This is a genomic window from Nonomuraea antri, assembly GCF_013283785.1.
In the GTDB taxonomy this organism is placed as follows: Bacteria; Actinomycetota; Actinomycetes; order Streptosporangiales; family Streptosporangiaceae; genus Nonomuraea; species Nonomuraea antri.
The window spans coordinates 1-13,108 of record NZ_JABCPZ010000120.1; the positions used below are offsets into that span (position 1 = coordinate 1).

The 13,108-nt window shown below is 71.8% G+C and carries 11 protein-coding genes; 7 read left to right on the forward strand and 4 right to left on the reverse strand.

Annotated elements, in window-relative coordinates:
* Both HII36_RS32150 and HII36_RS32155 read right to left on the reverse strand, forming a co-directional pair.
* Window positions 1–2,480: MMPL family transporter (locus HII36_RS32150; protein WP_173527050.1), on the reverse strand; the 2,480-nt coding region annotated here is incomplete at its 3' end.
* Window positions 2,473–4,152, reverse strand: a complete 1,680-nt coding sequence (locus tag HII36_RS32155; RefSeq protein WP_173527051.1) for a fatty acyl-AMP ligase — start codon at window positions 4,150–4,152, stop codon at window positions 2,473–2,475. The genes HII36_RS32150 and HII36_RS32155, both read right to left, overlap by 8 nt.
* On the opposite strand from HII36_RS32155, the gene HII36_RS32160 reads away from it, so the two are divergent.
* Window positions 4,151–5,629, forward strand: coding sequence for an MFS transporter (locus tag HII36_RS32160; RefSeq protein WP_173527052.1), 1,479 nt, complete (start codon window positions 4,151–4,153; stop codon window positions 5,627–5,629). The genes HII36_RS32155 and HII36_RS32160 overlap by 2 nt on opposite strands.
* A gap of 49 nt (window positions 5,630–5,678) precedes the next feature.
* Here HII36_RS32160 and HII36_RS32165 read toward each other — a convergent pair whose 3' ends face one another.
* On the reverse strand, window positions 5,679–6,788 hold the full coding sequence (locus HII36_RS32165) for an NAD(P)/FAD-dependent oxidoreductase (protein WP_173527053.1): 1,110 nt from the start codon (window positions 6,786–6,788) through the stop codon (window positions 5,679–5,681).
* A gap of 39 nt (window positions 6,789–6,827) precedes the next feature.
* Complete coding sequence (locus HII36_RS32170; RefSeq protein WP_173527054.1) at window positions 6,828–7,463, reverse strand: hypothetical protein; 636 nt, start codon at window positions 7,461–7,463, stop codon at window positions 6,828–6,830.
* Between the two features lie 111 nt (window positions 7,464–7,574).
* On the opposite strand from HII36_RS32170, the gene HII36_RS32175 reads away from it, so the two are divergent.
* The 6 genes from HII36_RS32175 to HII36_RS32200 all read left to right on the forward strand — a co-directional run bounded on the left by HII36_RS32175 (window position 7,575) and on the right by HII36_RS32200 (window position 13,108).
* The gene (locus HII36_RS32175; protein ID WP_173527055.1) at window positions 7,575–8,210 is read left to right on the forward strand and encodes an IclR family transcriptional regulator; all 636 of its coding nucleotides are present in this window, start codon (window positions 7,575–7,577) and stop codon (window positions 8,208–8,210) included.
* A gap of 79 nt (window positions 8,211–8,289) precedes the next feature.
* Window positions 8,290–9,459: a homogentisate 1,2-dioxygenase gene (locus HII36_RS32180; RefSeq protein WP_173527056.1), complete on the forward strand. Its 1,170-nt coding sequence runs from the start codon at window positions 8,290–8,292 to the stop codon at window positions 9,457–9,459.
* A complete protein-coding gene (locus HII36_RS32185) occupies window positions 9,456–10,229 on the forward strand; it encodes a hypothetical protein (protein ID WP_173527057.1) in 774 nt (257 codons plus the stop codon). Before HII36_RS32180 ends, HII36_RS32185 begins: the two co-directional genes overlap by 4 nt.
* On the forward strand, window positions 10,226–11,329 hold the full coding sequence (fahA, locus tag HII36_RS32190; RefSeq protein ID WP_173527058.1) for a fumarylacetoacetase: 1,104 nt from the start codon (window positions 10,226–10,228) through the stop codon (window positions 11,327–11,329). The genes HII36_RS32185 and fahA overlap by 4 nt, the downstream gene beginning before the upstream one ends.
* 86 nt (window positions 11,330–11,415) lie before the next feature.
* A complete protein-coding gene (locus HII36_RS32195) occupies window positions 11,416–12,573 on the forward strand; it encodes a L,D-transpeptidase (RefSeq protein WP_173527059.1) in 1,158 nt (385 codons plus the stop codon).
* A 103-nt stretch (window positions 12,574–12,676) separates the two neighbouring features.
* Entirely contained in the window at window positions 12,677–13,108 is a 432-nt protein-coding gene (locus HII36_RS32200; protein ID WP_173527060.1) for an NfeD family protein, read from the forward strand.

A 13,108-nucleotide genomic window follows, 5' to 3' on the forward strand; every position in this document is an offset into this window, starting at 1 on the left:
GGCTCGGGACGGCGTCCGGGGATGGGTTCGGGGTCGGGTTCGGGGTCGTGTTCGGCGGAGACCGGGACCGGGTCGGTGTCCGCGCCGAAGACGGCCGGCCGCCCGTTGACCGTCACCGCCGGGGCGCCGTCCTCCTCGGCCCAGTACCAGCCGGGACCGTCCGGGTTCGGCTTGATCGTCCGGCGTGGCCCGGTGACCTGCGGGACCGGCGCGGCGGGCAGCACCCGCGGCGGCCCGGGCGCCGGCGGCTCGACGACGGCCGGCGCCCCCGAGTACGGCGGTGGCGGCGGCCCGTGGAAGTCGATCCTGGCGTGGAAACGCCGCAGCGGCCTGGGCAGCCACCAGTTCGCCTCGCCCATCAGCCGCATCGTGGCCGGCACCAGCAGCGCCCGCACCAGCGTGGCGTCCACCACGATGGCCACGAACATGCCCACCCCGAGCAGCTTCACGATGGTGATCCCGGCCGTGGAGAAGGCCCCGATGACCACGAGCAGCAGCAGCGCCGCGCTGGTGATCAGCCCGCCGGTCTGCTGCAGCCCGGCGGCCACGGCCGCGGTGTTGTCGCGCGTGCGCAGCCACTCGGCCCGCACCCGCGACAGCAGGAACAGCTCGTAGTCCATCGACAGCCCGAACACCACGGCCAGGATCAGCACGGTCACGGTGGCCTCGATGGTCCCGGTCGAGGTGAAGTTCAGCGCCTCGGCCAGGTGACCGTCCTGGAACGCCCAGACGATGACGCCGAACGACGCCCCGATCGACAACACGTTCATCAGCAGCGCCTTGACCGGCAGCAGCAGCGAGCCGAACGCGGCGAACAGCAGCACCCCGGTCACCCCGCAGACCACCAGCGCCATCCACGGCAGCGTGGCGAGCAGGCTGTCCATGAGGTCCATCTGCGCGGCGGTGGATCCGCCCACCACGACCTGCCGGACGTTCGGCTCCGGCGCCATCGACCTGATCAGCTTGACCAGGTTCTGCGCCTGGTCGGACATCGGGTCGTCGGCGTGGCGGACGGCCAGCCTGACCGCGCCGTGATCCTGGCTGAAGCCCGAGACGTCCACGCCGGTGACGCCGTCCAGGCGCTTCAGCCGGTCGGCGAACGCCTTGACGTCGAGCGGGGTGACGGGCGTGACCTCGCTGATCACCGCGTGCCCCTGCCCCAGCGGCCCCGGGACGGCGGCCCGCTCGGTGAAGGAGCGCTCCAGCAGGACGTGCACGTCGATGGGCGACATGGCGTTGGCCGCGAAGTCCCTGTCGATGGTCTCGGCCACCTGCCGGCTCTCGGACGCGGCGGGCAGCACGCGGTGGTCCACGTTGCCGAACTTCACGTGCAGGAACGGCCCGGCTAGGGCGAGCAACGCCACCGCGACCGCGACCAGGTAGAGCAGCGGCCGTTTCATCACGCTGGAGGCGATGGCGTGCCAGGCGCCGCCCTCGCGCCGCCGGCCGAGGCCGAAGTCGGGGGTGATCCTGATGGCGTCCACCCTTTTGCCCAGGATGCCCAGCACGGCGGGCAGGACGACCAGCGCCGCGGCCATCGCCACCAGCACGACCGCCGCCGCGCCGAGCCCGATCGAGCGCAGGAACATCTGCGGGAACAGCAGCAGCCCGAGCAGCGCCGCGGCCACGGTCAGCCCGGAGAAGGCCACCGTGCGCCCGGCCGTGGCCATGGTCCGCACCACGGCCTGCTCCCTGCTCGCCCCGCCCCTGATCTCCTCCCTGAACGCCTTCAGCACGAACAGCGAGTAGTCGATGGCCAGCCCGAGCCCGAGCATGGTCACCACGTTCAGCGAGAAGACGGAGACCTCGGTGATCTCGGTGAGCAGCCGGAGCAGCACCAGCGCGCCGAGCACCGCGAACAGCCCGACCAGCAGCGGCAGCCAGGCCGCCACCAGGCTGCCGAAGACCACCACTAGCAGCACCAGCAGCACCGGCATCGAGATGGCCTCGGCCCTGGCCAGGTCGGCGGCGGTCTGGTCGTTGAGCTCCTTCAGCAGCGGCACCGAGCCGCCCACCTTGACCTGGAGGTTCTCCACGCGTTCGAGCCGGTCGGCGATGGCGGCGTAGGCGTTCTGCTTGGACTGGGCGCCGCCCTTCAGCGTGATCAGCGCGTAGGTTGCGTGCTCGTCGGTGGACCTCAGCTCCTTGGCGCCGGTCGTCCAGTACGTGGTCAGCCTGCGCACGTACTTGCCGGGCAGCGCGCGCAGCGAGTCGTGCACGGCCTTCTTGTAGCGCGGGTCGCCGACCTTGACGGTCGGGTGGCGGTAGAGGACCACCACGTCCGGGGTGTTGCCGCGGTACCAGTCGTCGTTCCAGCGGGCGGCGGTGGTGGACTCGGCGCGCGGGTCCTCGAAGCCGCCGTCCGTCATCCGGCCGAACAGCTCCAGGCCGAGCGGCGCGACGAGGACGGCCGCCACCAGGCTCAGCGCCAGCAGCGTCCACCTGCCCCGGTAGACCAGGCGGCCCGCGGACTCAAACAAGCGCGCCCTCGAGGTAGGCCCGCAGGCACGCCCGCCGGGCGATCTTGCCGCTGGACGTCCTCGGCACGGCCCCGGCCTCGGCCAGCACGAAGTCGTGGACGGCCACGTCGTGATGCCGGCGCACGGCGACCCGGACCGCCCGTCCCACCTCGGCCGGGTCGGCCTGGGCGCCGCGCCGCGACCGTTCCGCGACCACGACCAGCCGTTCGGTCTCCGCGCCCGGCACGGAGAAGGCCGCCACGTGGTCGCGCCGCACCGCCTCGTGCGACTCCTGCACGGTGACCTCGATGTCCTGCGGGTAGTGGTTGCGGCCGTCCACGATGACGAGGTCCTTGATACGGCCGGTGACGTACAGGTGCCCGTCGTGGATCACGCCCAGGTCGCCGGTCCGCAGCCACGGTCCGTCCTCGCCGGCCAGCTCGGCGCCGAAGACCTCGGCGCTGCGGGTCTCGTCACGCCAGTAGGCGCGGGCCACGTTCGGCCCGCGCACCCAGATCTCGCCCACCTGCCCGTCGGCCAGGGCCCGCCGGTCCTCGCCGACGACGCGTACCCGCTGGCCGTAGGGGCGGCCGCAGGAGACGAGCGTGCTGCGCGCGGCTCCGTCGGCGGCCGGGACCGCGCGGCCGTCGCGCAGCGCGTCCCGGTCGAAGCCGGTCACGACGGGCTCCTCGTCGCGGCCCGTCGCGGCGACGAACACGGTGGCCTCGGCCAGCCCGTACGCCGGCGTGTGCGCGGCGGCCCGCAGCCCGCACCCGGCGAAGGCGGCGTGGAACGCCTCGATGGCCCCGGGACGCACCGGTTCCGCCCCGTTCAGCATGACCTGCACGCCGGACAGGTCGAGCCCGGCCTTGTCCGCCTCGCTCACCCGGGCCGCGGTGTACTCGTAGGCGAAGTTGGGCCCGCCGGTGAAGACGTCGTCGAACTCCGACAGCAGCCGCAGCCAGCGCACCGGGTGCATGACGAACGCCACCGGGTCCATGAACGCCACCTGGTTCCCGCCCATGATGGGCATGGCGATGGTGGCGATCAGTCCCATGTCGTGGAAGAGCGGCAGCCACAGCGCGGCGACCGACGTCCTGGGCGTGGCCTTGAACGCCTCCCAGAGCTGGGTGGCGTTGGCGGTGAAGTTGCCGTGGGTGATCTCCACGCCGGCCGGCGTGCGGGTGGAGCCGGAGGTGTACTGCAGGTAGGCCAGGTCGTCCGGGCTGACGCGCTCGGGCTCCCACTCGTCGGCGAGCAGGTCGGAGATGGTGTCCACGGTGAGCACCCGCTTGGGCGCGGGCGCGGTGGCCAGGAAGTCCGACACCCCGGTCACGGCGGCCGTGGTGGTGAGCACCACGACGGGGTCGGCGTCGGCGTACGACCTGACCAGCCGTTCGGCGTGGCCGGGCAGGTCTGGGGCGAACAGCGGCACGGCGACGAGCCTGGCGTACATCGTGCCGAGCATCGCCACCACGTAGTCGAGGCCCTGCGGCGCCAGGACGGCGGCCCGGTCGCCCGGCCCGGCGAGCTCGCGCAGCCGCACCGCCAGCGCCCTGGCCCGGCGGTCCACCTGGCTCCAGGTGAGCGTCCGGCGTGAGCCGTCGCCGAGGTGGTCGACGAACGTGTAGGCGGGTGCGTCGGGGATCTCCGCGGCCCAGCGGGCCACCTGCGCGATCAGAGTGTCAGGCATGCCAAGATCCCCTCGCCGACTACAGGGACTAGCAAATTACGTGAGAAGCCGCCGCGATTCTTGCCAAACGCCTGCACATTCCACGTTCGGTCTTGTTACCGGCGTGACAAGCCAGCGGAAAATTGACGCGACAGGAGGTTCCGGCAAGCAGCACAATGGTTCGGTTTTGTCCGGCGGCAGGGAGAACGGTCCAGTGCACAGCTTCAAGAGCGACCTCGGGCTGCTCAAGGACAGGCGCTTCACGCTGCTGCTGGCCGCGCGCACGATCTCGGTGCTGGGCAGCGCGTTCGCCCCGGTCGCCCTCGCCTTCAGCATCCTCGAGAGGTTCGGCAAGGACGCCACCGCCCTGTCGGTCGTGCTCACCGCCGAAGCGTTGCCGATGGTGGTGTTCATGCTGGTCGGCGGCGTGATCGCGGACCGGTTCCCGCGCCAGCGGGTGATGATGGCCGGTGAGGTGATCAACGCGCTGGCGTTCTTCGCGCTGGCGGCGATGATCCTCACCGGCTGGGGCTCGCTGCCCGCGCTGGCCACGGCGGCGGCCGTCAGCGGCCTGTCGATGGCGGTGATCTTCCCCGCGCTGACCGGCATCATCCCCGAGGTCGTGCCCGCCGACCGGCTGCAGACCGGCAACGCGCTGCTCGGTCTGGGCGCGAACAGCTCGCGCGTGGCCGGCGCGGTGCTGGGCGGCGCGACGGTGTCGGTGTTCGGCGGCGGGTGGGCGCTGCTCGTCAGTGGCGCCATGTTCGCCCTGGCCGCGGTGCTGATCGCGGCGCTCAAGCTCACCCCGCCGGCCCGGACGCCCGGCGGCGCGCCAGGACCCGCCGAGAAGCCGGGCGAGCGGCACTCGGTGCTGGCGGACCTGCGCGAAGGCTGGCGCGAGTTCATCTCCAGGCAGTGGATCTGGGTGGTCGTCGCGCAGTTCTCGCTGCTGGTGATGGCGATCCAGGCGGGTCACGGCGTGCTCGGGCCGCTGCTGGCCGCGACGACCATGGGCGGCGCGCCGGCCTGGTCGGCGTTCCTGGCCGGCGAGGCGGTGGGCACGATCGCCGGCGTGCTGGTCTCCCTGCGGGTGCGGCCCAGGCGGCCGATCCTGGTGGGCGTGCTGCTGTGCTTCCCCACCGCCGTCCCCTACGTGCTGCTGGCCGTGCACGCGCCGCTGTGGCTGATCGTGGCGGGGGCGTTCGTGCTCGGCGTCAGCTTCGACGTGTTCGGCGTGCTCTGGCAGACCACCATGCAACGGGAGATCCCGGGCGACGCGCTGGCCCGGGTGAGCTCCTACGACGCGCTGGGCTCGATGATGTTCGGCCCGATCGGGCTGATGGTGGCCGGGCCGGTGGCCGCCGTGTTCGGCACGGAGGCCACGCTGCTCGGCTGCGCGGGGCTGGTGGTGCTGTCCACCCTGGCCGCGCTGCTCTCTCCCGCCGTACGCAACCTGCGCGCGCCCGAACCCGTGCCGACACCTGCTTCCTCGTCCTGAGCCCGTGCCGACGCCTGCCTCCTCGTCCTGAGCCCGCGGGCCGACGCGGTCAGCCGGCGCGGCCGCTCGTCCTGAGTCCGCGCGCGGGCACGCGTTCGTGCAGGCCGAAGCGCGGCTCCGGCGCGTGGTCACCGGCCAGCACCCCGGCCATGTACGCGGCCAGCGCCGGCGCGTGCTTGAACCCGTGCCCCGAGTCGCCGCCCATCAGCCAGACGCCGGGCGCGGTCTCGGCGATGACCCATTCGGCGTCGGGGGTGAGCGCGTACTGGCAGACCTGGCTGAGCAGCACCGGCGCGCCCGCGATCGCGGGGAACCTGAGCCGCAGGTAGTCGCGGGCGCGTTCGACGCTGCCCGCGTCCACCGCGCGCAGCCCGGTCTCCGGGTCGAAGACCGGGCCCTCCAGGTCGGAGGTGGCCTTCATGCCCGATCCCTCGACGTCGCCGTGCCCGTAGGCGGAGGCACCGTGGTCGACCCAGGCCGGGATGCCAGGCGTGGACCACTCGACGGGCACCGCGAAGTGCAGGGTGTCCTGCTTGGTCACGGTCATCGGCACGTCGAACAGGCCGGGCAGCCAGGCGCCGCACGCCCACACCACCCGGTCGGCGCGCAGCTCCTCGACGCCGACGGACACGGCCGTCCCCTCGGACGGCTTCGCGCGGCCCCTGACGAACCTGACCCCGGCCGCCCGAGCCAGACCGGCGATGGCCTGGGTGGCCCGCCTGGCCCTGATCACCCCGGCGTTCGGCTCCCAGAGCAGGAAGCTCAGCCCGTCGGGACGGAAGTCGGGGAAGAACCGCGCCCCGTCGGCCGGGTCCAGGATTTCGTACGGGATGTCCAGGTTCTTCAGTACCTTGGCGCTGTCGTGCTCCCAGCCGTCCGGGGTTCCGGCGAACCAGAGCATCCCGGCCTCGTGGTAGAGCTCCTCGCCGGCCCGCTCGCCCAGCCGCCGCCATTCCTCGCGGGCCGCCCAGGCCAGGCGCGGGTACCAGTCGTCCACACCGTGTGCACAACGCAGCAGCCGCGTATCGCCGGCGCTCGCCTGCCGCAGGTGCCCGGGCCGGTGCTGCTCGACCAGCGTCACCTGCCATCCGGTTTCGGCCAGCCGCAATGCCAGCGACGAGCCCCAAATCCCCGCTCCGACCACAATGACCGATTTCATGTCACCACCGTGACCTCAAACCCGGCCCCGCCGCAAGGCTCAGACGATGATGAGCCTGACGACCACACCCGCACAGTTGCCCGCCACGCAGATGCGTACCGGGACCTCGGAGACGCCCGGCGCGGCCGGGACCCCGCCCACGCGGCCGTCAGGACCGATCGCGACACCCCTGGGCAGCTTCGCCGGGTCGGTAACGGTGTAGGTGGGCACCACCCCGGCCGGGCCGCCGCTGATCGCGATGTGGCCGGTCAGCGCGGTGCCCGACTTGCCGGGGAAGGTCAGGTCGCGCGGCTCCCACGGCACGTTGCTCAGCACCACCAGCGTGACCTGTTCCTCCTGGCAGGACTGGCCCTGGCAGAGCGCGACCGGGGCGACGAACGTCCCGGTGCGGGTGGGCGCGCCGTGGAGCCTGCCGCCGCCGTCCACCTTCACCCCGACCGCGACGTACGCGGGACGGAACGTGACACCCTTCTCCACCGGCAGCAGCGACTGGCCGACCTCGATGCCCTGCGTGAGGTAGAAGGTGTCCTCGACCAGCCGCCGCGCCGCCGGCCCCACCGGGTCGATCGGGGTCTCCCTGGCCATGTACACGAACGGCGAGCCGATGAAGGGGACGGCGGTGGCGAGCACACAGACAGCCAGCCCGGCAAGCAGGAATACCCACTTGTGCCGCATTTTTTACCCCCCGGGCTCTTCTGTCCGATTACGTACCCCGGCATCGCGGAGCGTCACACTCGGCGAGCGGATAGTCGCGGACGGATCGCCCGGGTGCCGGATAATCGGCACATGGCCCCTGAATCCGCTCAGACCCTGGAACGCGGGCTGCGCCTGCTGCGGCTGCTCGCCGACGGCAAGGGCGGCAGAACCCCGACCGAACTCGCCGCCGAGCTGTCGCTGAGCCGCCCGGTGGTGTACCGGCTGCTGACCACGCTGCTCAACGAGGGCTTCGTGCGCAGGGACGCCGAAGGTCTCGTGCATCTCGGGTTCGGGGTGCTGGTGCTGGCCCAGGCGGTGCAGCCGCTGCTGCGCGCGGCGGCGGTGCCCACGCTGCGCCGGCTGGCCGAGGAGGTGGGCGCGACCGCGCACCTGACCGTGGCCGAGGGCGACGACGGGCTGGCCGTGGCGGTGGTGGAGCCGTCCTGGACGAACATGCACGTCGCCTACCGCGAGGGATCGAGGCACCCGCTGGACAAGGGCGCCGCCGGCCGGGCGATCCTGGCCCTGCGAGGCAGTGCCGGGCCCGGCGATTACCTGGTGACTGAGGGGCAGTTGCAGGAAGGGGCCCGTGGCATCGCCGCGCCGGTGACCGGGCTGCCCTGGCTGGAGGCGTCGGTGGGAGTGGTGACGTTCGGGCCGCTGGAGGAGTCGGCCGGGCCGCGCGTGGTCAAGGCGGCGGCCGAGCTGGCGGCCGCCCTGGGTTGACATCTCCCAGCCGATAGCGGACGGTAGTTACATATAGAGGACACTGTCGTCCGATAAACGGACACACCTGGAGGGGCGGATGCCGTACTACCGCATGGTTGGTGAGGTGCCGCGCAAGCGGCACGTGCAGTTCAGGCGGCCCGACGGCGGTCTCTACGCCGAGGAGCTGATGGGCGAGGAGGGCTTCTCCTCCGATTCGTCGCTGCTCTACCACCGGTATCTGCCCACCGCGATCATCAAGGCCGAGGCCGTCACCCCCACCGGGGACACGAGGCTGCAGGCCAACCTGCCGCTCTCGCCGCGCCACTTCCGCACCCAGGACCTGACCGGCGCCGGCGACCTGGTGTCCGGCCGGATCCTGCTCGCGGGCAACGGCGACGTCCGATTGTCGTACGCCTCCAGTGACGCGCCGAGCGAGCTGTACCGCAACTCGATGGGCGACGAGTGCGTGTACGTGCAGAGCGGCAACGTCCGTTTCGAGTCCACCTACGGCGTGATCGAGGCCGGCGCGGGCGACTACGTCGTCATCCCGACCGGCACCATCCACCGCTGGGTGCCCAACGGGCAGGTCAACGTGCTGGCCATCGAGGCCGCCGGGCACATCAGGCCGCCCAAGCGCTACCTGTCCCAGTACGGCCAGTTCCTGGAGCACGCGCCGTACTGCGAGCGTGACCTGCGCAGCCCGTCCGAGCCGCTGATCGTCGCGGGCGAGGAGGTGCCGGTGCTGGTCCGCACCCGTGGCGGGCTGACCAGGCTGGTCTACCGCAACCACCCGTTCGACGTGGTCGGCTGGGACGGCTACCTCTACCCGTACGCGTTCAACATCAACGACTTCGAGCCGATCGTGAAGAAGACGCACGCGCCGCCGCCCGTGCACCAGACCTTCGAAGGCCCCGGTTTCGTGGTGTGCTCGTTCTGCCCGCGGCCGCTCGACTACCACCCCGAGGCCATCCCGATCCCGTACAACCACCACAACGTGGACTCCGACGAGTTCATGTTCTACGTGGGCGGCGACTACTCCGCGCGCAAGGGCTCCGGCATCGACGTGGGCTCGGTCTCGCTGCACCCGGCGGGCTTCACGCACGGGCCGCAGCCCGGCGCGGTCGAGGCCGTCATCGACGCGGTGTCACGCGGCGTGACGACCACCAGCGAGATGGCCGTCATGGTCGACACGTTCCGCCCGCTCGACCTCGGCCAGGGTGCGCTGTCCTGCGAGGACCCCGGATACGCCTGGACCTGGGCGCGATGACTCTCTACACCGCACTGGTCGACGACGCGGGGCTGTTCCCGCCGACGTCGCTGCACCTGGCCGAGGCGCTGTCACGCAACCAGCGCGACCTGGAGCGCGGCAGCGCCGTGCTCACCCACCGCTTCCTGTGCCCGGCGAGCCGGGTGGACCGGCTGCGAGCCGAGACGTACCGGCCGCGGCGGGTCGGCCTGATCGTCGACACGCCCGAGTTGCCGGCCTTCGGCGAGCTCCCGGTGGACTTCGTCGAGCTGCGGCTGCCCGAAGGCGAGACGGTGCGCGCCCTGGCCGCGCGGCTGAGCGACGAGCTGCCGCGCGACGTGCGGCTGTTCGTCGAGGTGCCGCCGCGCGCGACGGTCGGCGAGGTGCCCGACGGCGTCGGGCTGAAGGTGCGCTGCGGCGGCGCGACGGCCGACGCGTTCCCGACGGTCGAGCACCTGGCCGCGTTCATCAGGTACTGCGCGGACCACGACGTCCCGTTCAAGGCCACGGCCGGGCTGCACCACGCGGTGCGCCACTTCGACCCCTCGCTCGGCGTCGACCGGCACGGCTTCCTCAACCTGCTGCTGGCCGTCTGCGAGGCCGTCGAGCAGCGCGACCCCGCGCCCGTGCTGCGCACCACCGACGTGGGGCACCTGGTGCGGCTGGCGCAGGCCGTGCCGGACGAGACCGCCAAGCGGGCGCGGCAACTGCTGGTGAGCTACGGCTCGTGCAGCACCAGCGCCCCCCTGGACGACCTGCGCACGCTCGGACTGATCGAGGAGGATTCGTGAGTTGGGGGATCGACAATTTGCCCTACGGGGTGTTCTCGCGGCAGGGTGAGGCGCCCAGGGTGGGCGTGCGGTTCGGTGACAAGGTGTTCGACCTGGCCGCCGCGCTGCACGACGAGGTGTTCGCCGCCCCCTCGCTCAACCCGTTCATGGCCCGCGGCCGCCAGGCCTGGCACGACACCCGCGCGCTGATCCAGAACAAGCTCGACTCCGACCGCGGCGTCGCGGAATCCCACCTGATCCCGCTGGAGCAGGTACGGCTGCACCTGCCGTTCGAGGTCGCCGACTACGTCGACTTCTACTGCTCGCTCGACCACGCGAGCAACATCGGCAAGATCTTCCGGCCCGACGCCGAGCCGCTGCTGCCCAACTGGAAGCACCTGCCGGTCGGCTACCACGGCAGGTCGGGCACGGTCGTGGTGTCGGAAACCCCGATCAAGCGGCCGCACGGCCAGCTTAGGGCCGGCGTGTACGGGCCGTGCGCGAAGCTCGACATCGAGGCCGAGCTGGGGTTCGTGGTGGGGGTGCCGTCCGAGATGGGCACCCCGGCAGGCGCGTTCGAGGACCACGTGTTCGGCGTGACGCTGGTCAACGACTGGAGCGCGCGCGACATCCAGGCGTGGGAGTACGTGCCGCTCGGGCCGTTCCTCGGCAAGTCGTTCGCCACGTCGGTCTCGCCCTGGGTCACCCCGCTGGAGGCGCTGCCCAGGATCCCCGGCCGGGCCCAGGACCCCGAGCCGCTGGACTACCTGCGCAGGCAGGGCGACTGGGGGCTGGACATCCAGATGGAGGTCTGGCTGAACGGCGAGATCGTGTCGCGGCCGCCGTACCCGACCATGTACTGGACGCCCGACCAGATGCTCGCCCACATGACCGTGAACGGCGCCTCGCTGCGCACCGGGGACCTGTTCGCCAGCGGCACCGTCTCCGGCCCGGCGCGGGAGGAGCGCGGCTCGTTCATGGAGCTGACCTGGAACGGGACCGACCCGATCAAGCTGGCCGGCGGCGAGACCCGGGCGTTCCTGCAGGACGGCGACACCGTGACGATCCGGGCCACCGCCGGCGGCATCGCGCTGGGCGAAGTTTCCGGAACCATCGGATAAGTGACTCGGCGTGCTTGACCGATGACTCCTCGCTACCCTTGGGACTTCCCGTCTCCGTGAAGTCCCTCGGGTAGCAAAGGAGTCCCATGCGGCGCGCCGCGATGATCTGTGTCGCCCTCCTCCTCTCGACCGGCGGCTGCGGCCCCGTGACGGCGGAGCGACCGGCCCCACCGGCCGCGGTCGTGCAGGTTTGGCCGGCGTTCGACAGCAAGCGGGCCCGTCCGGACCGGAGGCTGGTGGTCAAGGCGCGGGGCGGCACGCTCCGGCAGGTGCTGGCGTACGCGGCGGGCGAGCACATCCCCGGCAAACTCGACGCCTCACGCACCACCTGGCGCTCCGACTGGACGCTCAAGCCCGGCACCGAGCACACCGTCACGGCCACCGCGGCCACCCCCACCGGCCCGTCGACCGTGGCCATGGGCCGCTTCCGCACCCGCGCCGCGACCAGCACGTTCAAGGTGGCCTCGGTCGCGCCGGCGCCGGGCGAGACCGTCGGCGTCGGCATGCCGATCATCATCGACTTCGACGGCCCGATCCGCGACAAGGCCGCCGTCGAACGGGCACTCGAGGTCAAGACGGCCAGGCCGGTCGAAGGCGCCTGGCACTGGACGAGCGACACCCAGGCGATCTACCGCACCAGGCGGTTCTGGCCGGCCAGGCAGCAGGTCACGTTCACCGCGCACCTGGCCGGCGTGCGCCAGGGCCCGGGCACGTACGGCACCGCCGACACCTCGCTCACCTTCACCGTCGGACGCAGGCAGACCAGCACGATCGACACCGAGACCCACCGGATGACCGTGCACCGCGACGGCCGGGTGGCCCAGCGCATGCTCATCAGCGCCGGCATGGCCACCACCTACGAATACACCACGACCAGCGGCGTCCACCTGACCATGGACAAGGGCAACCCGGTGCGCATGGTCTCGCCAGGGCGCAGCAAGGGCGAACCCGGCTTCTACGACCTGATGATCGGGCACGCCGTCCGCATCTCCAACAGCGGCGAATACGTGCACGCCAAGGACAACGTGTGGGCGCAGGGCCGGGCCAACGTCAGCCACGGCTGCATCAACGCCCGTCCCGACCAGGCGGCCTGGTTCTACGAGGGTTCGCTGCGCGGCGACCCCGTCGTCATCACCGGCACCGACAGGGAGCTCGAATGGAACAACGGCTGGGGTTTCTGGCAGCTGCCGTGGGATGAATGGCGGCGCGGCAGCGCCCTGCTCGGCCCCGCTTCCAGCAGGTAGCCGCCCTCGCCGCCCTGCCATCGGCACGAATCGGGGACTACGGTAGAAAGTGGGGGAACCAGTCGCGGATACCGGCCCGTTGTCTTGTCAGGAGGGCCAGAGCATGGACGAATGGATCATCTGGGTAATCCTCGCGGTCGTCCTCGGTGTGGCCGAGATCTTCACCCTCACGGCCTCACTCGGGCTCCTGGGCGTGGCGGCCCTGCTGACCGCCGCGGCCGCGGGCATCGGCCTGCCCGTGCCGCTGCAGCTCCTCGTCTTCGCCGCCGCGTCGGCGGCCGGCCTGATCGTCATCAGGCCCCTGGCCTTCCGCCACGTACGTCAGCCCCAGCTCCAGAGATTCGGCGTCGACGCGCTCGTCGGCAAGCCGGCCTACGTCACCTCGGAAGTCACCGGACGCGACGGCCGCATCCGGGTCGGCGGCGAGGAGTGGTCCGCCCGCGCGTATGACGAAACCTTGGTGATTCCGGCCGGGGCGACCGTCGACATCATCGAGATCGAGGGCGCCACCGCCCTCGTATATCCCCGGGAGTAG

Coding starts and splice junctions, on each gene's coding strand:
- HII36_RS32160 (WP_173527052.1), top strand. CDS start 4,151: ATGCCAAGATCCCCTCGCCGACTACAGGGACTAGCAAATTACGTGAGA.
- HII36_RS32155 (WP_173527051.1), bottom strand. CDS start 4,152: ATGCCTGACACTCTGATCGCGCAGGTGGCCCGCTGGGCCGCGGAGATC.
- HII36_RS32165 (WP_173527053.1), bottom strand. CDS start 6,788: ATGAAATCGGTCATTGTGGTCGGAGCGGGGATTTGGGGCTCGTCGCTG.
- HII36_RS32170 (WP_173527054.1), bottom strand. CDS start 7,463: ATGCGGCACAAGTGGGTATTCCTGCTTGCCGGGCTGGCTGTCTGTGTG.
- HII36_RS32175 (WP_173527055.1), top strand. CDS start 7,575: ATGGCCCCTGAATCCGCTCAGACCCTGGAACGCGGGCTGCGCCTGCTG.
- HII36_RS32180 (WP_173527056.1), top strand. CDS start 8,290: ATGCCGTACTACCGCATGGTTGGTGAGGTGCCGCGCAAGCGGCACGTG.
- HII36_RS32185 (WP_173527057.1), top strand. CDS start 9,456: ATGACTCTCTACACCGCACTGGTCGACGACGCGGGGCTGTTCCCGCCG.
- HII36_RS32195 (WP_173527059.1), top strand. CDS start 11,416: ATGCGGCGCGCCGCGATGATCTGTGTCGCCCTCCTCCTCTCGACCGGC.
- HII36_RS32200 (WP_173527060.1), top strand. CDS start 12,677: ATGGACGAATGGATCATCTGGGTAATCCTCGCGGTCGTCCTCGGTGTG.